Here is a 22,395-nt window from a genome sequence, read left to right as displayed (position 1 = left end):
AAGGCGGGTCTTTTTGCTTGGCATTGGCCTGGCTGGTTATGATCAAAACCTGACTTGGTTTTCCCGAAGCAGAGTTTTATAATTTGAAGAGTGAATTTGTCCACGGACCAAGGAGTTGTTCTTGATAGATGCTAAATCGTCCTCATCCCCAAATTTTGATCATGACGGCGGTAGAAGCCGAACAGCAGGCCGTCCTGCGCGGACTCGCCGGCTATGAAGGCACTGATGTGCAGCTGGCGGGAGTTGGCCCGGCGTCGGCGGCAGCGGCGACAGCGGCCGCGCTGGCTCGCGCCGGCCAAACCGCCGGCGGCCCGTACAGCCTCGTCCTCAGCGCCGGGATCGGCGGCGGATTCACCGAGGTCGCCGGCGTTGGCTCGCTGGTCGTCGCGAGCGAAATTATCGCCGCCGACCTCGGTGCGGAGACGCCGGACGGCTTCGCCAGCGTGGACGAGCTGGGCTTCGGCTCGCCCCGAATCGCCGTGGCGGACGAGCTGGCGGCTCGCTGGGCTGCGGCGCTGCGGGAGGCCGGGCTGCCGGTCCACCACGGCCCGATCCTGACGTTATCCACCGTCACAGGGACGGCGGAAACGGCACGCCGGCTTGCCCTGCGTTACCCCGGCGCTGGCGCCGAAGCGATGGAAGGCTTTGGCGTGGCCGAAGCCGCCCGCCAGTTCGGCGTTCCCGTGCTGGAACTGCGCGCCATCTCTAACGCCGTAGGTCCAAGGCAACGGGAACTGTGGAAAATCGGCGATGCTCTGCAAGCTTTAGAGCAAGCTTGTGCTAAACTACCGGAGGTGCTGCAATCATGAAAATCGCTTTTTCGCCTTGTCCTAACGATACCTTTGTGTTCCACGCCTGGGTCCACGGGTTAATCCCGGGAGCTCCTGAGCTCGATGTCACCTATGCGGATATTGATATTACGAACGGTTGGGCGGCTTCCGGCACCGGACCTGAGGTGCTGAAAATTTCCTACGCGGCTCTCCCTTGGGTGCTGGACGAGTACGCACTGCTCCCGTGCGGCGGAGCGCTGGGCCGCGGCTGCGGGCCGCTCGTATTAACGGCGAAGGCATGCTCGCCTTCCGACCTGTCGGGCCGCCGCGTTGCGGTTCCAAGCGAACGATCCACCGCGTACCTGCTGTTTCGGCTCTGGGCAGCAAAGCATGTTCCCGGCGGCGTCGGCGAGATCGTCGTCATGCCGTTCGACGAGATCATGCCCGCCGTTCAACGCGGCGAATTGGATGCGGGTCTGGTGATCCATGAAGCACGTTTTACTTATCAAAATTACGGACTGCACCTGCTTCAAGACCTGGGCAACTGGTGGGAATCCGATACGGGCTTGCCGATTCCCCTCGGTGCAATCATCGCCCGCCGGTCGCTGGATCTGGCCGCAATTGCCCGCTGGACACGGGAATCCGTGGAATACGCCTGGGCGCATCCGGAATCTTCGGCGAAGTATGTGATGAGCCATGCGCAGGAAATGTCGCCCGAGGTGCAGAAAGCGCATATCGGACTGTACGTGAACCAATATACAGCGGATTTAGGTGAGGACGGCTACGCGGCCATCCGCGGTTTGCTGGACCGGGCGGCCGCCGAAGGCTTGGTGCCGAAGATCGATCCGGCCAAGCTGAATGCCAGCTGGTGAGTGTAAAGAATCCATCAAAAAACAAAGAAGGAGCCGAATCTCGACTCCTTCTTTCTTTTGTTGGGTGCAACTTTACGCCCCTCCCCCAAACCGTTTGCGATACCCGCACTTCCTGCATAGCTCCTCGACGGCTTCGCGCCGGGAGAAGCCTTCGTACAAGCGGTTCGCTCGCTCTCCTTCCACAATCTCCGAAAATGGCGTTTGGTACACATTCCCAAGATTGATGATCCCTTCCCCATCCAGACAGCAAGGAATAACCGTGCCGTCCACGAGAATTCCGGCCTGGTTGCGCAGCGCATGGCAGAAGCCTTTGCCATCGTCCTCCGGAGCCCGCAAATCCGGCCAATCGAATTCGTAATCTTGGTTCAAGTAAATCCGCTCGGCTAATTTAACCCCGCTTCCGGGTGTGACCTTCTCCTCGATCCGATAATCTAGGTTGAATTCTTGCTCAATGATGGCAAGCGTCTCCCGGTTACGCATCCGTTGCAGGTTCGTCTCGTTATCCTGGGTCAAATTCCACAGGCGGAACGAAACGATCAAATCGGACGCAGCTACTGCCTCACGGACGAAGGACAACACGTTCCGCAAATACCCTTCCCGGTCGGTCGAACCTTCATGTCCGTCGAAGCTGTGCAACGAAAAATTCATCTGCCGCAGCGCCGGCTTGCCGAGCAGCTTATGACGCACCTTGGGGAGCAGCGTGCCGTTCGTGGTGATGTTGACCTTAAACCCTTTTTCGTGGCTAATGTCAAGCAACTGGTCGATCTTGGGGTGCAGCAGTGGCTCGCCTTTGACATGAAAATAAATATAGTCCGTATGCGGCTTGATGTCGTCCAGAATCTTGCGGAAGTCCTCAACTTTGATAAACTGCGCCTGGCGATGGGTCGGCGGACAGAAGCTGCAGGCCAGGTTGCAGATGCTGGTCGTTTCGATATAAAACTTTTTGAATTTTTTCATGGTGACCTACTTCATTTAAATTTTAGTTACTGTCTTATTCTATCAATGAATCGCGGTTAATAAAAGATCATGTGGTCTTTGTCCGCTTTATAGTAATCCAGTCGGTCTTGTAACGTTCCGGTATGGAATTCGAACATATGCCCGTCCGGGTCCAGAAAATAAATCGACTTTTTGTCGCGCTGATCTCTTTCACGCCCTGGCAGCACTTCAACGTTTAATTCCCGGAGCCGGTTCTGAAAGGCCTCGAAATCCCCCTCATCGATCGAAAAAGCGATATGCGTATATGTACGATGCTGCTTGTCCCGCGGAATGTCTTCCTGATTTAAGGCGATCCACAGCCCGTTCAGGTCGAAATAGGCAAGCTTATGTCCTTTCACCAGGGGAGTCGCTCCAAAGACCTGCTCATAGAACGCCATGGATCGATCCAAATCCAATACGGAGAAACAGAAATGATTAATGCCATTAATTTTCATACCAATCCTCCTACTCTATCAAACAGACCGTGACAAGGCCCTGCCCCCTGCCACGACGAATTTTCATGCTGCTTCGCATTTTCCTAGTTCAGGACGTGGCTTTGGCGGTGATTCGCACGTTTTCCACTATAATCGGCGTGCCTGCCCCTATCATATCCTGCCCCAGCAACAACGTCAAAGACTCCGGCTCCAGTACAAACAATCTGCCTTCCTGCAGCATGCCATTGATAAATAAGTTGGTATAGGACCCTCCACCGATCCCGGCAAAAACCGCAGGCGTTTCCCCCTCGTCATCCGTAAATTGATTGGCAGGGATGTGAACGGTCCCGGTCAAATCGGCAAGCGGCGCAAAAAAGTAACGGAAAACTGTAGAGGTAACCCGAATATCGCCTGCAGGCAGTCCTGGTGGTCCGGGCTTTCCCCGCTCGCCTTGTGGACCTGTTAGCCCCATTGGCCCGGCTGCTCCTGGCTCGCCCTGCGGCCCTGGCGGTCCCATCGGACCGGCACTTCCCGGAGCGCCCTGCTGTCCTGCGGGTCCCAACGCTCCAGTTGCTCCCCGCATTTCGGCCAGATCCTCCGCAACTCCACCAGGAAACGGCATAAGATTCTTCGCGCGTACCAAGCGCTCATACTGCCGAAGTAACCGGCGGTAGCGGTGCAGGAGCCGTGCCGCTCGCAGATAACGAAGCCGCAGTGCATGCACGACCCGCTTCCGGCGCCGCTGACGCGAGCATGCCTGGCAGTGCTTTACCTTATGGGCTTGATACCGCCGTTTGTTCATGCGCGTTGCCTTTTTGCGCGCACCTCTTGCCGCTCCCATTCACCGCTTCCCCCTGGCCAGATGGCTCTTCAACTCTTACTTACCTATCCTATGAATAACCCGTCTTTGGCGCTTGGGCAATTGGCTTCCCCCGCCGTCCAAAAAATCCACATTCAACGGAGGTTGTCAGCCCTGTCACTTAACAAAGTTGCATCATTATATATGATGTATCGGACACTCTCGATACCCTCAAAGATTAGGAGGTGATGATAGATGCCTGTAATTAAACCCGTATTTACGGCAGTAGCATCGGCTCCAGTCGCCTCTGGAGGTGAAGTTACAACCGTAGTAACGCCGACAGTCACCCGTTACTTCGCCACGTTAACAGCCGACATGATCGGCGCTACCGAAACGACCATTCCTGCCGCCAGCTTCGTCGACGATGCCGACGCACCGATCACGGAACTGCCTGAGCTCACCGGTACCGATTATTTCAACGTTTACATTAACGGCGTACTTCAACAATCCTCGTTGTCAACGCTGACCACGGCCAGCCTCGTGCTCGACACCGTGGATTTGATCGCAGGTGTTCCCGTTCAGATTGAAGTGGGCAGCTTCAGCAACGTCGTTTCCACAATTACAACCCCGCCAACAATTTCGGCGCCCACCATTACGATTATCACGTAATCTGTATTGACGAGTTGTCCCCTCATAGCATAAAATGTTGCCAATGACAACGCAATAAGGCGATGGAGTTCGCCTAAACCGCTCGTTTGAGCTGATGACTCCTACCAGACTCTCTGGTAGGAGTCTGTCTATTTTTTCAGGAGGTAGAGCACATTGAACATCCTTGCATTAATTGTGGGTGGCTTACTCGGAACCCTGCTCCGGTACGGACTGTCCCTCTGGATTCCAAACATTGGAACTTTTCCACTTTCGATCCTGCTCATCAACTGGGCCGGTTGCTTATTTCTCGGCTGGTTGTTTACCGTCGCTGCCCTGCGAAAGATCCATCCCAGTATACGCATCGGGGCAGGTACGGGATTTGCCGGTGCATTTACGACGTTCTCCACCTTCACGGTCCAGACCGTTGATGCGATACATACCGGACATCTGGCTGCGGCAGTCGCCTATCTGTTGACCAGCTTGATCGGCGGTCTTCTGATGGCTTGGGCTGGAGTCCGCTTAAGTCAAAAACAACAGGCTCCTAAGGCAGGGGACTCCGCATGATCGGCATCGTGGGACTTGGCGGGATTCTCGGCACGCTCCTTCGTTACTATTTAGGACAATGGATCTCATCTCAAACCGCCCCTCGCGGCTCGCAATTTCCTTGGGGAACGTGGGTAATCAATCTCAGCGGCAGCCTCCTGCTTGGCGTCCTAGCCGGACTCCACACACGGCAGGCTATCCCTGACTGGGGCTGGTTGATGCTGGGAACTGGATTTTGCGGTGCCTACACGACGTTCTCCACCTTTGGATATGAAACGATCACCTTAATTAACAAGGGGCAAAAACAAAAGGCGGCCGTATATGTGCTGACCTCGGCTTTGCTCGGCGCGGCTTGCGCATGGTTGGGAAGCTGGCTTGTCTCAACTTAACGATCCTACATTACAAAGGCATCGGCCCGTATAACGATCAAGCGTCCCGGCGCCAGCATATAATGCAGCAAATCCGCGAATATGCGAGAAAAGGTGATATCTATTGGCCAGTTTTCGTAGAGCTTATTTGCTGAAACAGCGCATTGCCGGGAAGATGCTGAAGATGAAGGGAGTCCATGGCGTTGGCGTCGGCTTGCGGGACCCGAAACGCCCCAAACGCGGCGCAGCGATCATCGTATATGCCGATCCCCTGACCACAGCCGCTGCCGCCAAACAAAACAAGTCAACCCGCACCACAGCATTACCTCGTTATCTAAAGCCTCGGGCTGGCGTGCCGTTTCGTATCGTCCGTTCCCCTAGGTTCTGCAAACGGGCAGGTAATGGGAACGGCGGCAGGTTCACGCGCCGAATTCGCCCGGTTATGGCCGGCTACAGCGTTGGCACATCGGACTCCTCCGGCACGGTTGGTTTGATCGTCAGCGGCGATGCTTCCGGATGCCAACGCTTGATCCTTAGCAACAACCACGTCCTCGTCGATAATAATACCCGGCGATTCTCTGCCACGCTGCAACCGGGAGGTGCTGATGGAGGGACTATCGCTAAGGACCGCATCGGTCAGCTGGACCGTTTCGTCAAGCTGAGCCGGAAACGGGCAAATTATATCGACGCAGCTACCGCCAAACCTTTGAGACGTTCTTTGCTGAAGCCAGCCTATGCTGTCTTTGGGATCGTCCCGGGCCATGTGCGATCCTATAAAATCGGTGATCGACTTAAGAAGGTGGGTCGCACGACAGGGGTTGTAACCGGTACGGTGGAATCAATCCATACCGATGTGCAGGTCGATTACGGGGATTACGGCAATTTAGGGATGATTACCTTCAAGAACCAAAGCGTGATCCGCGGCAAACGCCCCGTTTCCTTGGAAGGCGATTCCGGCTCGGTGTGGCTGACGAGGAAAGGCAATCTTGCGACTGCGGTGAATTTTGCCGGATCCGAAAACGGATTGCTGTCCATCTCCTATCCCATTGAATGGTTTATGCAGGTGTTTGGCGCGCGGGTAGCAAAGCCCGGTTCAGGGCGGCTGCTTCGATCCGGGCGGGGCAACAGTAAGAAATTTATGTGCATCCGGCCGTTGCCGGCGAAGCTGGTCCAATCCCTCCGTCCGATTACGGCGTCTCCCCGCCCGCTCCGTCGGAGGACCACATAAGAAAAACGTCTATCGACGTACATTCAAAGTAGACAGACCGCGTTTAGAGGAAATTTTTCTTGCGATATCAGGATGCCAATCCTGATATCTTTAAAAAAAGCTCCCTAAGGGAACCCTTAGGGAGCTTACCATGTTATTCCATAAAATCTTTCAGCCGCTTGCTGCGGCTTGGATGCCGAAGTTTGCGCAGCGCTTTGGCTTCGATCTGGCGAATCCGTTCGCGCGTAACACCAAACTCCTTGCCAACCTCTTCCAATGTCCGCGTCCGGCCGTCATCCATACCAAAACGCAGCCGAAGGACATTTTCCTCACGCTCGGTCAGTGTATCCAACACTTCTTCCAGCTGCTCCTTCAATAATTCATAGGCCGCAGCTTCTGCCGGAGCCGGAGCATCGTGATCTTCGATAAAATCGCCGAGGTTCGAATCGTTCTCTTCCCCGATCGGCGTTTCCAACGATACCGGTTCCTGAGCGATTTTCATAATCTCCCGCACCTTATCCGGCGTCAAATCCATCTCCTTCGCAATCTCCTCCGGAGTCGGCTCGCGTCCGATCTCCTGAAGCAGCTGCCGAGAGACACGGATCAGTTTATTAATGGTTTCCACCATATGCACCGGTATTCGGATCGTTCGGGCTTGGTCTGCTATCGCACGGGTAATCGCTTGACGAATCCACCAGGTGGCGTAAGTACTGAACTTGAACCCTTTCGAATAATCGAACTTCTCCACCGCTTTGATCAGGCCCATATTGCCCTCTTGAATCAGGTCCAGGAAAACCATCCCGCGCCCAACATAACGACGGGCAATGCTGACCACCAATCTGAGATTCGCTTCAGCCAATCGGCGCTTCGCTTCCTCATCCCCGTTCTCGATGCGCTGCGCAAGCTCGATTTCCTCCTCTGCGGATAACAGAGGCACGCGCCCGATTTCCTTCAGATACATTCTGACCGGGTCATCGATTTTAATTCCTGGCGGTAACGTCAGATCATCGGTGTAATCCAATTCATTATTCTTCAAGTCCTCTGTCATCTTCCAGACCCCCACCCTAAAAATTAAATGCGAAAACCACTCTATATCTCTAAAACCGTAAATCCATTTGACAAATGATTGATTTTATGCTATTATTGAGGAGATTATTGCGTGAGTTTTTTGTGATTGGCTATCCGTCATTTTACCACAGTTCATTAGTTTATACAACAATTAATTTATTTTTTTATTTTGTTCGCAGAACGAGACGCTGATCCTTAGGGATCAGCGTTTTTTGCATTTTCTTATTTTCTAAATCGATATTAAGACCGATCTTCCCATGCTCGTAACAATGCCCCTTGAAAAATTTCCAACGGCTGTGCCCCCGACACCGCATACTTACCGCGCAGCACAAAGAACGGTACGCCGCGAATCCCAAGTCTTCTTGCTTCGTTCTCATCCTCGCGGACAGCGTCGGCATACGTATTTTGCTCCAGCACTTCCCGGACGGCTGTGCCTTCCAAGCCAACCTCTTCCGCCAAACGAACCAGTGTTTCCCGGTCCCCGATATGCAGCGAATCCGTAAAATAAGCCCGGAACAACCGCTCCGTCATCTCCTTCGCCTTGCCCTGCTCTCCGGCATAATGCGCTAATCGATGAGCATCAAACGTATTTGTAGGAATGATCGTATCAAAGTTATACGTTAACCCTTCCGTTTGAGCCTGCTGCGCAACATTGCGGTTTGATTCCTGCGCCTGCTCCAGGCTGAGGCCGTATTTCACCGCTAACAATTCATGGATGCTCGACTCCGTATCCTTAGGGGCACCCGGATCCAGTTCAAAGCTGCGGTAAACGAGTTCGATCTCATCCCGATGACCAAATAATTCCAACGCCCTTTCCAGGCGACGCTTGCCGATGTAGCAAAACGGACAGCCAAAGTCCGACCACACTTCGATTTTCACATCAATCTCCTCCTTTTTTTGCGCAAGGTCCTTACTGGATCAGACCTCATTCGCGAGCCTGCTCAAGCCGCCCCATCCCAATCACAATCATATGGGATTTCCTTGCGTTTATGCAGCACCTCCTCCCGCAAGATGTGACTTGCTTGTCCAAGGCAGCTATAATAAACGAGAAGGATATATTTCCACATGAGGTGATTGCTATGAAAGTTACTTATTTGGGACATTCCTGCATCCTGGTGGACACAGGGAAGCATCGTTTGATCATCGATCCATTTCTCACCGGGAATCCGGCGGCCGCAGCCTCAGCCGATGACATTCAAGTCGATTACGTGCTTCTGACCCATGGTCATTCCGATCACATCGCAGATGCGGAAAGCATCGCCCGGCGAAACAACGCGCCGATTATCGCCATTGTCGAGCTGGCCGATTATTTTGCTGGCAGCGGACTGCAAACGGTCGGCATGAACCTTGGCGGCTCCCGCACGTTCCCGTTCGGTAAATTAAAATGGGTGCCTGCGCTGCACAGCTCGTCCGTCAACCAAAACGGCGTAAATGTATATCTTGGCGTGGCGGCAGGGATCCTGCTCGATATTGACGGAACAGCCATATATCATGCCGGAGATACCGCCCTGTTCAGCGATATGAAATTGGTCAGCTCCCGCGGCCCGGTCGATCTCGCATTCCTGCCGATTGGAGACCATTTTACCATGGGACCGGAGGATGCTCTGACCGCGGCTGAATGGATTGGCGCCAAGCACGTTGTCCCTGTGCATTACAATACGTTTGATGCAATCGCCCAGGACGGGGAACGATTTGTCGCAGATCTCGCACGTATCGGCATTACAGGTCATGCCTTGAAGCCGGGCGATTCTCTGGACAACTTCTAATTAAACGGATGAACAGCAAAATTGTTGCGGATCTGCAGCAATTTTGCTGTTTTTTAATCCGCCAGCTCCTTCCCCCGCGTCTCGGTCCCCAGCCAAAACACCGCCAGTGCCCCAATGACGATTGTCACGAAGAACATCCAGAAGATTCCCCCGATGGCGACGTGGCGAGCGACCAGCATGCCGACCAAGTACGGAGCGATGATACCGCCGATCCGTCCAAAGGAAGCGGCCAAGCCGACTCCGGTCGAACGCACCCGCGTCGGGTACAATTCCGGGGTATAAGCGTACATGCCGCCCCATGCCCCAAGATTAAAGAAGGATAAGCAAATCCCAGCGGCAATCAGCATTCCCTCACTAGTCGCATTTCCAAACCAGGCCGCGCTGGCTGCGGTGAGCAGCAAATACAGCACCAGCACAAATTTACGCCCAAACTTTTCAATGAAATAAGCGGCCGTGAAGTATCCCGGTAATTGTGCCAGTGTCATGATCAGCACGTATTCAAAGCTTTTGACCAGACTGAAGCCTTTCAGCACCATCACCGAAGGCAGCCACAGAAACATGCCGTAATACGAAAAGACGACGGTAAACCACAAAATCCAAAGCATCACAGTCGAACGACGGTGCGGGGAAGCCCAAACGGACTTAAACCTATCGCTGAAGGAAGGCCCTCGTCCTTGATGATGACCCGTCTGCGCTTTAAATCGGGCCGGCTCCTGGATTGATTTGCGCAAGTACAGCGCATATAACGCAGGTATGGCACCGATGATAAAAGCGGCCTGCCATCCGTAATCCGGGATGACGAAATACGAGATCAACGCCGAAGCGATCCATCCGGCAGCCCAGAAGCTCTCCAGCAGCACGACGGATCTTCCGCGTTCCTGTACCGACACCGATTCGGATACCAGTGTGGAAGCGACCGGCAGCTCCCCGCCAAGTCCAAAGCCGGCAATAAAGCGAAGCAAACAAAGCATGGCAAAGCTAGTAGCGGCAGCTGACAAACCGCTGGCGATGGAGAAAATCAACAGCGTCCACAGGAGCACGGATTTGCGGCCAAACTTGTCCGCCATATAACCGGCAATCGCTGCGCCAAACGCCATCCCTACGGAGTTGATCGCCGTAAAGAAGCCGGTCTGCTGCGGCGTTAAGCTCCATTCCACCGCAAGGGCAGCAGCGATAAACGAAATGATCCCGACGTCCATGGCATCAAACATCCAGCTGAGCCCGGCGCTGAGCAGCAGCTTCCGCCGTGCTGCCGCGGGTTTTCCTGATAAAGCCTGTTCCTGAGTATTCAAACGACTCGCCCCCTATCCAATCTTATTCTCTCTGTAGCTTATCCCGGAAAGCGGTCGATCCATGCTAAGGTCTCATGCCTTCTTTCGTCTTGGATAGGAACCGGTTGCGAATGACAAAGGCGACGCCCAGCACAAGCAAAAATAGGGCGTAGGAGAGAATCAACTCCTGAAGATTCACCCCCGGAAACACAATCGATGCGCTTAAGATCCCGAACAGCCAAATGCTTGACAGATTCCCAACCAGGTTGGACCAGACATAAGAACGGAGCTTTAAATTCGAAACCGCCGACATAAACGAAATGAGATTGTTTGGCATAATCGGAATCGTGCGGAGAAAGATCACTGCCCACACCCCATAGCGGTCCAGCCCTTTTTGCCATTTTTCGTATTTTTGCAGCTTAGCCAACCACCTGCGGTTAAACCAATCAGCAAAAAAATATCTGCACATCAGGTAAACAACCATCCCTGCCGCCGTACCGGCAATCCAACTGGCTAATAAACCGTTCGCAATCCCCAGCAGGGAGAGATGCAACATCACGATCGTGGCAAACGGAAAAAAACCAAAAACTCCCTGCACAACGGCGAGTGGGATCGTAAAAAGCAGGATGGAGTACCCGCCTAACTGAGTCGTCTCCAAAAACCAGTCCGTGATTTCCTTAACCCATTCGTTCAAATGATTTGATCCCCATTCCCCAAAAGCATATTAAGCCTCAACAACCCGTTTCCCCAAAATAACGAGATCCCGTTCCACGCCGTCTAAATTGGCCACGCGGGGCAAATGCGCCCAACGCTCGAAGCCGAATTTACTAAGGAGCTTAAGGCTCGGCTCGTTGTGACCAAACACAAACCCAAGCAGCGTATGGACACCAATCTCAGGGCAAATCGCAAAGGATCGATTTAACAAGATCCCTCCGATTCCGCGGGAACGGTAGGCTTCTGTGATATAAATACTGATCTCGGCCGTGCCGTTATAGGCCGGTCGCCCATAGAAGGACTGAAAGCTGAGCCAGGCGATGACCTTCCCCCCGGATTTCATAACCAAAAGCGGCCGGAAATCGGGCGAATGCTCATCAAACCACTTCCGTCTGGCGTCAACGGTCACCGGCTCCAAATCGGCGGTAACCATGCGTCCAGCGATCGTTTCATTGTAAATCGCCACGATCGCCGGCAAGTCCTCAAGCGTTGCATCTTCAATGGTATAGTCGAAATGTTCCGTCATATGTACATGCTCACAGTCCTTGAATAATTTTGTTATACATAGCTCTGCCTTCACCTGCTGTGGCTGTTCCTCGAGCATTCAGAATATCGATAAATCGCCGTCCCGAATTCAAGCTGCCGCCAAATGATTTCTTCCATTCTCTTTCCTCCTACTCCGTTTCATGCTTGATTTGCACGTAGTGTTCCACGGTAGGCATGGGATCGTAGAATGGATGAAGCAGCGCTTTCCATTCCTCATATTCCGGAGATTGACGGAAACCTACCTCATGTGCGGAAATGGATTGCCAACGCACGAGCAGAATATATTTATTCTCCGTCTCTACGCATTTATGGAGCTCATGTCCAAGATAACCGGACGCCCGGCTGATGATTTTGGAAGCCTTCCGGAAGTGGCTTTCGAAATCATTAATCATTCCGGGCTTCACTTGCAGCTGAGCTACTTCAAGAATCATCCTCTGCATCCCCTCCGTTCAACTGATTATAGCACGGACTTAATGCTTTATGAATCCAAATTGCGGCAATTGAGCCTTCCCCCATGGCCACGCTAACCTGTTCCGCATGAAGTCCTAGATCCCCAGCCACCCACACGCCGGGGACGTTCGTCTGCTTTGTGCGGGGGTTGACCTCCACATGACGGTTCTCGGAAATGCGTACGCCAAGTTGAGCGGCTAATCCAGAATGAACCTCATTGCCGCCAAACGCAATAAATCCCCGTTCTGCTGTAAAGCTCCGGCCATCCTGTAATTTCACGCTGCGGATAAAGCCTTCGGATTGTTGGACTTCGGCGATGGTCCCTTCCTCGTAGCGAATCCCCTGTTCCTCCATTTGCTTCAGGAGCGACGCAGCGACAGATGTCTGTTCATGATTAATGTAGGTTAAATCGCGGGTCCGCTGGATGAGCAGCAGCGCCATCTTGGCACCGGTGTCCCCCGCCCCCATTAATACCGTTTTCCGCCCCTCAATTTCGTACCCATCACAATCCGGACAGACATAGACGCTTAGCCCAAGCGTTGGAACCAAACCGGGGACATCGGGATAACGGTCCAGCACACCGGTCGCCAGCAGCAGGGTTCGACCTGAATACGTTTGGCCGCTTAATGTTTTTACCTGAAATCCCTCATCCCGTTTCTTCGCTTCGGTTACTGTGTCTTGCACAAACTTTACGCCATAAGACGCCGCTTGCCGTCTCCCCCGACTGCGCAGTTCTTCCCCGGAAATACCTTCCGGGAACCCCAGCAGGTTATGATATTGCCGGCATAACGTGGATCTTCCATAACCCGCGTCAATAACCAGTACGTTGTGGACCGAGTACCGGCCTAGCTGAATAGCGGCTTGTAATCCGGCAATACCGCCGCCAATGATCATGCAATCGTAGTTTGTGGTTTGAGTCATGTTGTTGTCCCGCTTTCCGTAGCTATTAATTGACATCGTTAATTTGGTGTATAGCCGCTTTCCCGTTAGGAGAAATTAGAGCGTAAAACAAGGAGGTGAAAGGGTTGGACAAGTTTCTCGTCAAATTACTTGGAAATGGAATTATCGTCATCGTCATGGTAATGCTCTTAAGCAACGCCTCATTCATCTCAGCGCTGCTGACAGCCTTAGCGTTGTCTATTCTAGCCTATTTATTCGGGGATCTTTTCATCCTTCCGCGAACGAACAATGGGATCGCAACCGTTGTAGATGCGTTTCTCGTCTTTATCTTCCTGTGGGCGATTTCCGCCAACGCGGAATGGACGTTATCTCTTGGCGAAATCCTTGCCATTACCATTGTGATGGGCGTATTTGAATGGTTCTTGCACGCTTGGATGCTGCGCGACGGCATCCGCAGGGACAGCAGCGTACGAGTGCGCGATGCTCGTTAAAAGACAACAAAGAGCGCGAGTACAAGGGAATCCTCCCTTTGCACTCGCGCTTTGTGTACAGGTATAGTTGCAATTTAACTGCCCAGCATCACGCGATCATCGGACAGCTTGTGGCCGCTGATGCGTTCGAATTCGCCTAGCAGCCGTTCGATCGTTAACTCGCGTTTATTCGTTTCATCCACATCAAGGATGATCCGCCCGCCATCCATCATGATGAGGCGGTTACCCAACCGGATCGCTTGCTCCATGTTGTGGGTGACCATCAACGTGGTCAGCTTCAATTCGCTGACGATCTCCTGCGTAAGCTTCGTCACCAGCTCAGCACGGGCTGGGTCCAGTGCAGCAGTATGCTCGTCTAGGAGCAACACCTGCGGCTCGGTAAACGTTGCCATCAGCAGGCTGAGCGCCTGGCGTTCCCCGCCCGACAATGTACCGACCTTGGCGCGCAGCCGGTTCTCCAATCCAATGCCCAGCCTGCGCAGCTGCTCCTGGAACATCGCCCGGCGCTTCGCGTTCACCCCCAGCGCAAGGCCACGCGCCTTCCCGCGAGAGTAAGCCATCGCCAGGTTCTCCTCGATGGTCATATGCGGTGCAGTACCGGCCATCGGGTCCTGAAACACACGGCCAATCCACTTGCTGCGTCGATGCTCTGGAAGATGGCTGATGTCGACGCCGCCAAGGCGAACCTCGCCAGCATCCGGCTTGATGACGCCGGAGATCATATTCATCAGCGTGGATTTCCCCGCACCGTTGCTGCCGATGACCGTTACGAAATCGCCTTTGCGCAGATGCAGATTGACGTCAATCAGCGCGATCTTCTCATCCGGCGTGCCGGGGTGAAAGAGCTTCGATACCTGGGTTAACTTCAGCATTAGAACCCACCCCCTACGCTCTTTTGCCCGGCGGTTTGTGTAATTTCACCGGCGCGCCGGCGAGCTACGGCTTTCTGCTTCATGTTTCTTTGTGCGGTCGGAAGCACCAATGCGATGATCACGATAACTGCCGTAATCAGCTTCAAATCCGTTTGCTCCAGCCATTCGATCCGCAGCGCTAGCGCTACAACCACTCGATAAACGATGGACCCGAGAACCGCTGCCAGCGTTGCCCAGAATACCGTCCGCGTCCCGAAGATGGCCTCCCCGATAATCACCGAAGCCAGCCCGATCACGATCATCCCGATCCCCGACGAAATGTCGGCGAAACCGGACTGTTGAGCGATGAGCGCCCCGGACAAAGCCACTAGCCCGTTGGACAAACTGAGCCCGAGAATAATTGTGTTATCCGTATTGGCACCAAAACTGCGGATCATCCGTTTATTGTCGCCAGTGGCCCGCAGGGCCAAGCCAAGCTCCGTACGAAAGAACAAATCCAGCAGCAGCTTAATGGCGATAACAACGATCGGCATGAACACCAGCGGCGAAACCGAGCTGAACAGCGTTGTCTCCCCCAGCAAGCCTACATTAGGTTTGCCCATGATCCGCATATTGATGGAATACAATGCAATCATCATTAATATCCCGGAGAGCAGTCCGTTAATCCGTCCTTTGGTATGAATGATGCCGGTGATCGCACCGGCAGCCAAGCCGCCCAAAAAAGCAACGACCGTAGCAATCCAGGGAGAGCTTCCCCCTGCGATCATGACCGCAGCGATCGCACCGCCGGTCGTAAAGCTCCCGTCCACCGTCAGGTCCGGAAAGTCGAGAATTCGGAACGTAATATATACGCCGAGCGCCATAAGCGCATACAGCAGGCCGGATTCCAGCGCCCCCAGCAGCGAGTTCAACATGATGAGTACCTCCTCAAGAAATTAGGAGCGTGTGCTGCCTATTCGATCAGATTGTTTTCCTTATCCGTAATTTGAGCCTTCATGGCATCGGTCACTTCGATCCCTTGCTCGGCTGCCGCTTTCAGGTTCATGATCAAGTCGAGCTTATCCGGCACCGTCACTTTCAGGTCACCGACCTTTTTGCCGTTCTTCAGCACGTCGACTGCCATTTGTCCCACTTGGTACCCGTGGTCATAATATTTGAACCCAATCGTTGCAAAAGCCCCCTTCTCGACCGTATCCCGGTCACTCGAGAAGAAAGGAAGGTCGTTATCGTTGGCTACCTGGATCACGGTGCTGACGGCTTCAACGACCATGTTATCGAGCGTAATGTACAGCGCATCTACCCGACCAACCAGCGATTCGGCCGCTTGTTTAACTTCCGATGTATTGGTTACCGAGGCTTTCACCAATTTGATACCGTGGGCTTCCAATGCTTTCTCTGCATGGTTTGCCATAACGACGGCATTCGGTTCCCCTTGGTTGATCACCAATCCAACGGATTTGACATCCTTGAAGTGCTCAGCGATGAAGTCCATCAGCTTCGTAATCGCTTCCGGGTTCGTATCCGAAGCCCCGGAGATGTTCCCACCTGGATGATCCAAATTGTCCACCAATTTGGCATCAACCGGATCAGTAACAGCCGCGAACAGGATCGGGGAGTTCTTCACCTGCTGCGCTACAGCTTGTGCAGGCGGCGTAGCGATCGCGAGCACCAGATCATATTTCTCGCCGGCGATTTTTTGCGCGATGGTCGTATTGTTCGTTTGGTCCCCCTGCGCATTGTTGTAATCAAGCTCCAAGTTTTCCCCTTCTACAATGCCTGCGTCCTTCAAAGCGTCCAGGAAGCCCTCCCGCGTTGCATCCAAGGAAGGATGCTCCACGATTTGCGAAATCGCGATTTTATACGTTTTCTTATCGGAATCCGATGTATTCCCCGCACCCGCGGAATTTTCCGTTCCGGTTCCCCCGGCATTCCCCCCGTTTGCGGCATTTCCGTTGCCGCCATTGTTGCCGCAAGCAACAACGCCGACCAGCAGCAGCGACAAGGCGAGAATCATCCCAAGCTTCTTCTTCATGTTTTTGTTTCCCCTTTCTCTCTCATGAAATTAATGACCCTGCAGTGCCCCTGCAGTAAAGCATAATCTGATTAACGCTTTTGTTGATGAAAGGATTAAAGCGTCCGTGGACAAGGATTCGTCCAACATGGACACGAAGTATGATTCCTATATTAAATGGTGGTCAATTATACGTCAATACAGGTTAAGGGACTTCTGCCTCAAGATAGGTATAAAAAAGAGCCATCCAAAGCAAAACCGAAAATCGGCCTCGCATTGGTAGCTCCACATGTTCTTGGATCTACTTTTTGGCATCTAAATAAATATGTTGCGCCTGGATCGCTTGGGGAGTGATCTCAAGCACGCCAAAGCTGTATTTGGGTTCCCGCCGTTTGTCGGTAGGCGACCCGGGATTAAACCACAAGACGCCACCGCTTTTCGCAAGGTAAGGCTTGTGCGAGTGGCCAAACAGCACGGCGTCTACCGGTTGGCCAGCAAAGACGCGCTCCGCATTGTTCTTAGCCCCGTGCCCGCCGCCGGGGAGATGGCCGTGCGTCAGTCCGATCCGTCTGCCGCCCAGCTCGAGAATTTTATGCCAACCAAACTTACGGATAATGTCGTTTGGGTCATTGTTTCCTGCCACACCCTCAACCGGCGCTATCGTTTTTAACTGCTCGTATACCTCCATCGTCACCCAATCCCCCAGGTGGAGAATCATGTCGCAGGTGCGGAAGGTTTGCCGCAGCTTCGCGGGCAGTTCCACTCCGCGGCGCGGGATATGCGTATCCGATATGACTCCGATCCGCATAGGCGTTACCTCAACGGCGAAGCGGCCATACGCACATAGGTGTGCCGCCGCCCGCGGATGGCGATTGATACCGCTTGGATATTTTCTGGGATGGCCATGCCCGCGAAACCGGCATCCCCGATGTGTACAATGTCGGCGCCGGCACGTTTGGCGCTGAGAGCAATCTCTCGCACCGTCGATTCGTCCGCGCCTTCCTGACTTGTGCCGATCGCCGCCAAAACCAAGGCCCCCCGCGCCTTGACTTCCGCAATGACCCGGGCCAGCTCCTCCTCGCGCACGCCCGGAACGGTCCCCGGAGCTGGCAGCAGCACGACGTCCGCGCCGGCTTCAACGAACTTGATCGCAGCCTCGCCGTCCAGCACGCTGCCGCGAGTACCAGCGCCATGCATTTTGCCAGCGATGATCAAACCGCCGAATTCCCGTTTTGCCACATGGATCGCGTGCAGGATGCGTTCATGGGTCACTCCGGTTTTCGGGTTGCCTGTCAGGCATACGAAATCCACGCCAAGCCGCTTGGCTTCGGCCAAGCTCTGAGCGGTTGCCTGCCGTCCTTCGGGCAGCTCGTGAAGCCCTTCAACCGCATCGGCCGACGCGTCGACCGGCTCTAAATTGATGCCGACTGGCAGTCCCGTTAATCGTTGCAGCTCCGCGATCGGATTTCGCGCGCTCGGCCCGGGCTCCCCACTGCCGCGATCCGGCGCAAACAAATCCCGCGGCTCTATGCCGCGAATCTGCGGGTGAAACACGTCAAAGACGTTCAGCAGGATCATGTCCGCGCCAAAAGCTTTAGCAAGCTCCGCATTGGTGATCTCGGGCAGCAGCGGCTGGGACGTAACCACCGTTTCCGCCATCACCGTTCGCCCTTCCGCTGCCAAAATTGCTCCCCTTAGAGCTTCGCGATCCATTTGGCGAAAATCCGAAGCCCGGCAGTCCAATATCCGTTTCATGGGCTACCCCTCCATTCGTTCCAAGTTCTGCACAATTGCTATATCTCCAGTGTAGCACGTCGAAATGCTGCAGGCCATCCGATATCCCCTTGAATCAATATCGTTTCAAATAAACCCTTGCTTCATAGGGGCGCAGCGGTAAGTTCAATACATCCTCGTGCTCCCGTGGAGCGTAGTTGGAGATTAACAGTTCGATGTCCTTCGGCTCCACCGCCTCAGAAGGCCATTCGAATACCGGCTCCTCGGAACTAAAATTCAGGATCACCAACAAACAGCTCGTTTCCAACCTCCGGGTAAACGCATATATCTGCGGATGATCGGGGAGCAGCAGCTCGTATTCGCCGTAGACGATCACGGCATGTTCTTTTCTTAAGCGAATCAGCTTTTTGTAGTAATGGTAGATCGAATCGGGGTTACGGATCGCTTCCTCGACATTAATCCGATCGTGATTGGGATTCACCCGGATCCAGGCGGATTCGGCAGTGGTAAACCCGGCTTGCGGTCCGGCATCCCATTGCATGGGGGTACGGGCGTTATCCCGGCTTTTTAGATGAATCGCCCGCAGGATGTCCGCCTCCGGAACACCGTTTCTTCGCTGCTCCTCATAGTAGTTGAGCGTCTCCACGTCACGATAATCGTCAATTGAATCAAAGACCGCGTTCGTCATGCCGATTTCCTCGCCTTGATAAATGTACGGCGTCCCTTCCAGCATATGAAGGAAGGTCCCCAGCATTTTAGCGGACGGAATGCGGTAAGGTTCCTGATCGCTCCCAAAACGGGAAACCGAGCGCGGCTGGTCATGGTTGCACAAATAATTGGCGTTCCACCCCCGCCCGTGCAGCACAGTCTGCCAGCGAGTGATGACTTCCTTTAAGTCCGTCAGCTTCCACGGAACGACGTCCCATTTGCCGCTGCCCGCATAGCCCGCATCCAGAAACATATGCTCGAACTGAAACGTCATATTCAGCTCACGACGGTCATCGCCAACATAATTCAACGCCTGCTCCGGACCTAGCCCCGACGTTTCGCCTACGGTCATAATGTCATAGTAATACAACACGTTATCGTACAAGTTTTGCAGAAGTGTATGTACATCGTCCAGGTTCGAAAACAGCTCGTAAGCCCGAACCGTCGGTCTCTGCTCCGGATTGTCTGCATCCGGCAGTCCTTTCGCCTTGGCGATATGCGCAATGGCATCGAACCGGAAGCCGTCCACGCCTTTTTGAAGCCACCACTTGACCATGTCATGCAGCTCGCGGATGACGGACGGATTTTCCCAGTTCAAGTCAGGCTGATGCTTGGAATACAAATGTAAGTAATATTCATCGGTACGCTCGTCATACTCCCAAACCGAACCGCTGAAATACGACTCCCAGTTGTTCGGCGGGCCGCCGTTTTTACCCTTTCGCCAGATGTAATAATCCCGCTTCGGATTATCCTTGGACTTCCGAGATTCCAAGAACCAGGGATGCTCGTCCGAAGTGTGATTCAGCACCAGATCCATCATTAGCTTCATTCCGCGCGCGTGCAACGCTTCCAACAGCTCATCGAAGTCCTCCATCGTGCCAAATGCGGGATCGATCTTATAATAATCGCTAATATCATAGCCGTTATCATGCCCAGGCGATTGATAGATCGGACAGATCCAAACGACGTCGACCCCAAGATCTTGCAAATAATCCAGCTTGGACAGGATCCCGCGCAGGTCACCCACCCCGTCCCCATTCGAATCCTTGAAGCTGATCGGATAGATTTGGTACACGACGCTTTCCTTCCACCAAGTCCGCTTCATGTCCGACTCCCTTTCTCGTTTTTCCTTTAGCTATTTGCATCGAACCAGTTTTGTATTACGAAAAAAGCCCGGGAACCCAAAAGTTCCCGAGCCTCGTTATCTGCTAAGCATAATGCTCCACCGCTTGCACGTATTTCCGATGCGTTTCGGCCCGCTCCGATTCCAGCTTATGTTTGGCTGTTTCCAGCTCGCGTTGCACGTCGCTTACCGCCGTAAGTTGGTTTTGGACTTGATCTAAGCTGACGTTGATTCGCCCCTGCACTAGCCAATCCGAGATAAAATCGTCAAAGAAATAGTCGGAAAATTTCAGCAATCCGCCGATCTCCAGATGCGTCGAAATGTCCGCTCCGATGTCACGGAGTTCCCGCTGAAAACGTTGCAGACTTTGCCGCGCCGCCATTAGATGGCTCATCGCCTCATCAATCCGCGAGTGCTTAATATGTGTCGACAACATTCCGCCGCCCAGCATATCGTACACCCCCCAATTTTTCGCAGAACGCAGATCTTCCTCGGCTGCGCTTAAATCGTGAAGGGCGGATTGTCCAGCCTGCAGCGCTTCGTCCACCTCTTTCAGCTGCACGGTGAGGACCGCTTCGCGTTCGGCCAGCTCCCGCAGCTCTCCGTCTTCCTCCAGGATCTTCCGCTCTTTGGCTTGAAAAATCCGCTCATATTCGTTCTTCCAAGAACCCAGCTCGAGCAGTCTGCGCTCAATATCCGCAATTTGCCGCTCCATATCGCGAACCGCAGCTTCGGCGGCATCATACCTCATCTTGGCTTCCAGCACTTCCCGCTGCTCCCGATCCAGCTTCTCGGCTTTGTTGCCAAGCAGGGTAGCCAATAAGTTTGACAGCGACATCGTCGACAGCTTGCGAACATCTTCTTCCTCTGCAGCCAGCTGCTTCTGCCAACGGTTCCGTTCTTCTTGCAGGCCGGTCAACTCCTGCTGGAGATTTTTGAGACGCTGTTGCCATTTCTCCTGATTCCGGGCTTTCTCTTTGAGTTCTGCCATACGAACGTTAAGGTCCTCGAACAACCTTGGTTCCTCCCTTTATCGCCGGAACGGTTGTCCTGTCCGGCCTACGTAGTTTCGCTATCCTGTTCTACGTTGGTCGAGACCGAAAGTTTCAAAGCGGCCGTTCCCAAGCCACAGCGCCGTTCGCCTCAGCGCTCTTCACAATCTCCTCGCACAGCCGATGGGTTTCCAGCGAATCTTGCAGCGAGATGGCCGGTTCCCCTCCTTCGCGAACACAGCGGATAAAATGATCGATGATCTGCACAAACCCCCGCCGGTACAACACCGGATCCCAGTCCTTAAAGGTCAATCGTTTCGCTTCACCGCCGGCAAAATGCTCCGTCGTGTTCAGTCCGTCCACCCGCCATTTCTGGCCGGGGCTCATCACCTCCAGGATTTCATCGTTGGCCCCCGAATCGCGGTTCATGATGCCGATGCAGGTAAAGCCGTCGCCTTCCAACTGGAGCGTGACATGGTACAGCTTCCCCTCCTGCACTCGAGTCGAGACGTGAAAGTTCCGGACTTCACCCGGTGCCAAAAACCGCAGCGTATCCACCACATGGATATAATCGTCCAACACGAAGCGGCGAGCATAGTCGGGCGATGGGGTGCGGTTTTTCTGCAACAGCACGAGCCGGCGGTCCGGCTGTTCCTTCAGGGACGCGTTCATCGGGGCGAACCGGCGGTTAAACCCCGTCATGAGTAACACGCCTTTCTGTTCCGCAAGCTCACTCAGTCTTTTGGACTCCTCGTAATGGTAAGCGATCGGCTTATCCACGTAGACGTGGATTCCGTTCTCAATCAGTTGCTCCACAATCGCCGGATGGGACTCCGTCGCCGAATGGACGAATGCAGCATCCACGCCGGATTTCACCAGCTCGTCCACGCTGCTCACCGTTTCCGGGATGCGGTATTTTGCTGCCAGCTTAGACAGCGTCTCCTGATTTCGTGTACTCAAGACGAGTTCGACGTCCTCCCTCGCCGTAATGACCGGCAAATACGCTTTTTGCGCGATATCGCCGAGTCCGATGATTCCGATGCGCATCCTTTTTGCCTCCTGAGCATAACTTCATGATTTCGTTAGAGTGAAATGGTCAACGTTTCCTTTCATTTTGGCATAGGGAAAGGAAG

At 53.8% G+C, this 22,395-nt stretch carries 25 protein-coding genes, 1 pseudogene and 1 riboswitch; of the genes and pseudogenes, 8 read left to right on the top strand and 18 right to left on the bottom strand.

Annotated features, from left to right (window positions below; all coding sequences use genetic code 11):
- Nucleotides 1-128: 128 nt before the first annotated feature.
- Together NSQ80_RS09855 and NSQ80_RS09850 are read left to right on the top strand one after the other, a co-directional pair.
- On the top strand, nucleotides 129-809 hold the full coding sequence (locus tag NSQ80_RS09855; RefSeq protein WP_339302120.1) for a futalosine hydrolase: 681 nt from the start codon (nucleotides 129-131) through the stop codon (nucleotides 807-809).
- Nucleotides 806-1,642, top strand: coding sequence for a 1,4-dihydroxy-6-naphthoate synthase (locus NSQ80_RS09850; protein ID WP_009223192.1), 837 nt, complete (start codon nucleotides 806-808; stop codon nucleotides 1,640-1,642). The genes NSQ80_RS09855 and NSQ80_RS09850 overlap by 4 nt, the downstream gene beginning before the upstream one ends.
- Before the next feature lie 72 nt (nucleotides 1,643-1,714).
- Here the strand turns inward: NSQ80_RS09850 and NSQ80_RS09845 are convergent, their stop codons facing one another.
- The 3 genes from NSQ80_RS09845 to NSQ80_RS09835 all read right to left on the bottom strand — a co-directional run bounded on the left by NSQ80_RS09845 (nucleotide 1,715) and on the right by NSQ80_RS09835 (nucleotide 3,892).
- Complete coding sequence (locus tag NSQ80_RS09845) at nucleotides 1,715-2,599, bottom strand: radical SAM/SPASM domain-containing protein (protein ID WP_009223191.1); 885 nt, start codon at nucleotides 2,597-2,599, stop codon at nucleotides 1,715-1,717.
- A gap of 56 nt (nucleotides 2,600-2,655) precedes the next feature.
- Nucleotides 2,656-3,072, bottom strand: coding sequence for a metallothiol transferase FosB (gene fosB / locus NSQ80_RS09840; protein ID WP_339302119.1), 417 nt, complete (start codon nucleotides 3,070-3,072; stop codon nucleotides 2,656-2,658).
- Between the two features lie 88 nt (nucleotides 3,073-3,160).
- Complete coding sequence (locus NSQ80_RS09835) at nucleotides 3,161-3,892, bottom strand: DUF4183 domain-containing protein (RefSeq protein ID WP_339302118.1); 732 nt, start codon at nucleotides 3,890-3,892, stop codon at nucleotides 3,161-3,163.
- 213 nt (nucleotides 3,893-4,105) lie between these two features.
- Between NSQ80_RS09835 and NSQ80_RS09830 the strand changes: the two genes are divergently transcribed.
- The 4 genes from NSQ80_RS09830 (at nucleotide 4,106) to NSQ80_RS09815 (ending at nucleotide 6,637) form a co-directional block, all read left to right on the top strand.
- Complete coding sequence (locus NSQ80_RS09830; protein ID WP_260069941.1) at nucleotides 4,106-4,519, top strand: DUF4183 domain-containing protein; 414 nt, start codon at nucleotides 4,106-4,108, stop codon at nucleotides 4,517-4,519.
- A 49-nt stretch (nucleotides 4,520-4,568) separates the two neighbouring features.
- Nucleotides 4,569-4,630, top strand: a riboswitch (Fluoride riboswitch).
- Nucleotides 4,631-4,672: 42 nt separating this feature from the next.
- Nucleotides 4,673-5,062 carry a fluoride efflux transporter CrcB gene (crcB, locus tag NSQ80_RS09825; RefSeq protein WP_339302117.1) on the top strand — a complete coding sequence of 130 codons (390 nt, stop codon included), beginning with the start codon at nucleotides 4,673-4,675 and terminating at the stop codon, nucleotides 5,060-5,062.
- A complete protein-coding gene (crcB, locus tag NSQ80_RS09820) occupies nucleotides 5,059-5,430 on the top strand; it encodes a fluoride efflux transporter CrcB (RefSeq protein WP_009223186.1) in 372 nt (123 codons plus the stop codon). Before crcB (NSQ80_RS09825) ends, crcB (NSQ80_RS09820) begins: the two co-directional genes overlap by 4 nt.
- 103 nt (nucleotides 5,431-5,533) lie before the next feature.
- Entirely contained in the window at nucleotides 5,534-6,637 is a 1,104-nt protein-coding gene (locus NSQ80_RS09815; protein WP_009223185.1) for a hypothetical protein, read from the top strand.
- Nucleotides 6,638-6,770: 133 nt separating this feature from the next.
- Here NSQ80_RS09815 and rpoD read toward each other — a convergent pair.
- Both rpoD and NSQ80_RS09805 read right to left on the bottom strand, forming a co-directional pair.
- Nucleotides 6,771-7,658: pseudogene (gene rpoD / locus NSQ80_RS09810) on the bottom strand (RNA polymerase sigma factor RpoD); the annotation flags it as partial.
- 266 nt (nucleotides 7,659-7,924) lie between these two features.
- On the bottom strand, nucleotides 7,925-8,563 hold the full coding sequence (locus NSQ80_RS09805; protein WP_323076507.1) for a DsbA family oxidoreductase: 639 nt from the start codon (nucleotides 8,561-8,563) through the stop codon (nucleotides 7,925-7,927).
- A 200-nt stretch (nucleotides 8,564-8,763) separates the two neighbouring features.
- On the opposite strand from NSQ80_RS09805, the gene NSQ80_RS09800 reads away from it, so the two are divergent.
- Nucleotides 8,764-9,450, top strand: coding sequence for a metal-dependent hydrolase (locus NSQ80_RS09800; RefSeq protein ID WP_009223182.1), 687 nt, complete (start codon nucleotides 8,764-8,766; stop codon nucleotides 9,448-9,450).
- 53 nt (nucleotides 9,451-9,503) lie between these two features.
- Here NSQ80_RS09800 and NSQ80_RS09795 read toward each other — a convergent pair whose 3' ends face one another.
- From NSQ80_RS09795 to NSQ80_RS09775, 5 genes are all read right to left on the bottom strand, one after another.
- Entirely contained in the window at nucleotides 9,504-10,742 is a 1,239-nt protein-coding gene (locus NSQ80_RS09795) for an MFS transporter (RefSeq protein ID WP_323076506.1), read from the bottom strand.
- Between the two features lie 64 nt (nucleotides 10,743-10,806).
- Nucleotides 10,807-11,415 (bottom strand): VTT domain-containing protein, encoded by a 609-nt coding sequence (locus tag NSQ80_RS09790; protein WP_009223180.1) that lies wholly within the window; start codon nucleotides 11,413-11,415, stop codon nucleotides 10,807-10,809.
- 30 nt (nucleotides 11,416-11,445) lie between these two features.
- On the bottom strand, nucleotides 11,446-11,961 hold the full coding sequence (locus NSQ80_RS09785; protein ID WP_009223179.1) for a GNAT family N-acetyltransferase: 516 nt from the start codon (nucleotides 11,959-11,961) through the stop codon (nucleotides 11,446-11,448).
- A 148-nt stretch (nucleotides 11,962-12,109) separates the two neighbouring features.
- On the bottom strand, nucleotides 12,110-12,412 hold the full coding sequence (locus tag NSQ80_RS09780; RefSeq protein ID WP_009223178.1) for an antibiotic biosynthesis monooxygenase: 303 nt from the start codon (nucleotides 12,410-12,412) through the stop codon (nucleotides 12,110-12,112).
- The gene (locus tag NSQ80_RS09775; RefSeq protein WP_339302116.1) at nucleotides 12,402-13,352 is read right to left on the bottom strand and encodes an NAD(P)/FAD-dependent oxidoreductase; all 951 of its coding nucleotides are present in this window, start codon (nucleotides 13,350-13,352) and stop codon (nucleotides 12,402-12,404) included. The genes NSQ80_RS09780 and NSQ80_RS09775 overlap by 11 nt, the downstream gene beginning before the upstream one ends.
- A 104-nt stretch (nucleotides 13,353-13,456) precedes the next feature.
- Here NSQ80_RS09775 and NSQ80_RS09770 point away from each other — a divergent pair, with 104 nt between their 5' ends.
- Entirely contained in the window at nucleotides 13,457-13,822 is a 366-nt protein-coding gene (locus NSQ80_RS09770) for a DUF2512 family protein (RefSeq protein ID WP_036643798.1), read from the top strand.
- A gap of 74 nt (nucleotides 13,823-13,896) precedes the next feature.
- Here the strand turns inward: NSQ80_RS09770 and NSQ80_RS09765 are convergent, their stop codons facing one another.
- The 8 genes from NSQ80_RS09765 to NSQ80_RS09730 all read right to left on the bottom strand — a co-directional run bounded on the left by NSQ80_RS09765 (nucleotide 13,897) and on the right by NSQ80_RS09730 (nucleotide 22,309).
- Nucleotides 13,897-14,694, bottom strand: coding sequence for an ABC transporter ATP-binding protein (locus tag NSQ80_RS09765; RefSeq protein WP_009223175.1), 798 nt, complete (start codon nucleotides 14,692-14,694; stop codon nucleotides 13,897-13,899).
- Nucleotides 14,694-15,608, bottom strand: coding sequence for an ABC transporter permease (locus NSQ80_RS09760; RefSeq protein WP_339302115.1), 915 nt, complete (start codon nucleotides 15,606-15,608; stop codon nucleotides 14,694-14,696). The genes NSQ80_RS09765 and NSQ80_RS09760 overlap by 1 nt, the downstream gene beginning before the upstream one ends.
- Nucleotides 15,609-15,646: 38 nt before the next feature.
- Nucleotides 15,647-16,726: an ABC transporter substrate-binding protein gene (locus NSQ80_RS09755; protein ID WP_009223173.1), complete on the bottom strand. Its 1,080-nt coding sequence runs from the start codon at nucleotides 16,724-16,726 to the stop codon at nucleotides 15,647-15,649.
- A gap of 280 nt (nucleotides 16,727-17,006) precedes the next feature.
- Nucleotides 17,007-17,513 carry a metallophosphoesterase family protein gene (locus tag NSQ80_RS09750; protein WP_009223172.1) on the bottom strand — a complete coding sequence of 169 codons (507 nt, stop codon included), beginning with the start codon at nucleotides 17,511-17,513 and terminating at the stop codon, nucleotides 17,007-17,009.
- Between the two features lie 5 nt (nucleotides 17,514-17,518).
- Nucleotides 17,519-18,460: a haloacid dehalogenase-like hydrolase gene (locus NSQ80_RS09745; protein ID WP_260069935.1), complete on the bottom strand. Its 942-nt coding sequence runs from the start codon at nucleotides 18,458-18,460 to the stop codon at nucleotides 17,519-17,521.
- A gap of 94 nt (nucleotides 18,461-18,554) precedes the next feature.
- A complete protein-coding gene (locus NSQ80_RS09740) occupies nucleotides 18,555-20,252 on the bottom strand; it encodes an alpha-glucosidase (protein WP_339302114.1) in 1,698 nt (565 codons plus the stop codon).
- Between the two features lie 103 nt (nucleotides 20,253-20,355).
- On the bottom strand, nucleotides 20,356-21,285 hold the full coding sequence (locus tag NSQ80_RS09735; protein ID WP_339302113.1) for a hypothetical protein: 930 nt from the start codon (nucleotides 21,283-21,285) through the stop codon (nucleotides 20,356-20,358).
- A 91-nt stretch (nucleotides 21,286-21,376) separates the two neighbouring features.
- On the bottom strand, nucleotides 21,377-22,309 hold the full coding sequence (locus NSQ80_RS09730) for a Gfo/Idh/MocA family oxidoreductase (RefSeq protein ID WP_339302112.1): 933 nt from the start codon (nucleotides 22,307-22,309) through the stop codon (nucleotides 21,377-21,379).
- Nucleotides 22,310-22,395 lie beyond the last annotated feature (86 nt).

The organism is Paenibacillus sp. FSL K6-2441, from assembly GCF_037964765.1.
Taxonomy (GTDB): Bacteria; Bacillota; Bacilli; order Paenibacillales; family Paenibacillaceae; genus Fontibacillus; species Fontibacillus phoenicis.
Note: the sequence above shows the minus strand (reverse complement) of the source record. Positions and strands in the feature narration are given on the sequence as shown.

Coding starts and splice junctions, on each gene's coding strand:
- fosB (WP_339302119.1), bottom strand. CDS start 3,072: ATGAAAATTAATGGCATTAATCATTTCTGTTTCTCCGTATTGGATTTG.
- NSQ80_RS09745 (WP_260069935.1), bottom strand. CDS start 18,460: ATGAAACGGATATTGGACTGCCGGGCTTCGGATTTTCGCCAAATGGAT.
- crcB (WP_009223186.1), top strand. CDS start 5,059: ATGATCGGCATCGTGGGACTTGGCGGGATTCTCGGCACGCTCCTTCGT.
- NSQ80_RS09755 (WP_009223173.1), bottom strand. CDS start 16,726: ATGAAGAAGAAGCTTGGGATGATTCTCGCCTTGTCGCTGCTGCTGGTC.
- NSQ80_RS09775 (WP_339302116.1), bottom strand. CDS start 13,352: ATGACTCAAACCACAAACTACGATTGCATGATCATTGGCGGCGGTATT.
- NSQ80_RS09760 (WP_339302115.1), bottom strand. CDS start 15,608: ATGTTGAACTCGCTGCTGGGGGCGCTGGAATCCGGCCTGCTGTATGCG.
- NSQ80_RS09800 (WP_009223182.1), top strand. CDS start 8,764: ATGAAAGTTACTTATTTGGGACATTCCTGCATCCTGGTGGACACAGGG.
- NSQ80_RS09740 (WP_339302114.1), bottom strand. CDS start 20,252: ATGAAGCGGACTTGGTGGAAGGAAAGCGTCGTGTACCAAATCTATCCG.
- NSQ80_RS09730 (WP_339302112.1), bottom strand. CDS start 22,309: ATGCGCATCGGAATCATCGGACTCGGCGATATCGCGCAAAAAGCGTAT.
- NSQ80_RS09765 (WP_009223175.1), bottom strand. CDS start 14,694: ATGCTGAAGTTAACCCAGGTATCGAAGCTCTTTCACCCCGGCACGCCG.
- NSQ80_RS09780 (WP_009223178.1), bottom strand. CDS start 12,412: ATGATTCTTGAAGTAGCTCAGCTGCAAGTGAAGCCCGGAATGATTAAT.
- NSQ80_RS09855 (WP_339302120.1), top strand. CDS start 129: ATGCTAAATCGTCCTCATCCCCAAATTTTGATCATGACGGCGGTAGAA.
- NSQ80_RS09785 (WP_009223179.1), bottom strand. CDS start 11,961: ATGACGGAACATTTCGACTATACCATTGAAGATGCAACGCTTGAGGAC.
- NSQ80_RS09845 (WP_009223191.1), bottom strand. CDS start 2,599: ATGAAAAAATTCAAAAAGTTTTATATCGAAACGACCAGCATCTGCAAC.
- NSQ80_RS09750 (WP_009223172.1), bottom strand. CDS start 17,513: ATGCGGATCGGAGTCATATCGGATACGCATATCCCGCGCCGCGGAGTG.
- NSQ80_RS09850 (WP_009223192.1), top strand. CDS start 806: ATGAAAATCGCTTTTTCGCCTTGTCCTAACGATACCTTTGTGTTCCAC.
- NSQ80_RS09835 (WP_339302118.1), bottom strand. CDS start 3,892: ATGGGAGCGGCAAGAGGTGCGCGCAAAAAGGCAACGCGCATGAACAAA.
- NSQ80_RS09830 (WP_260069941.1), top strand. CDS start 4,106: ATGCCTGTAATTAAACCCGTATTTACGGCAGTAGCATCGGCTCCAGTC.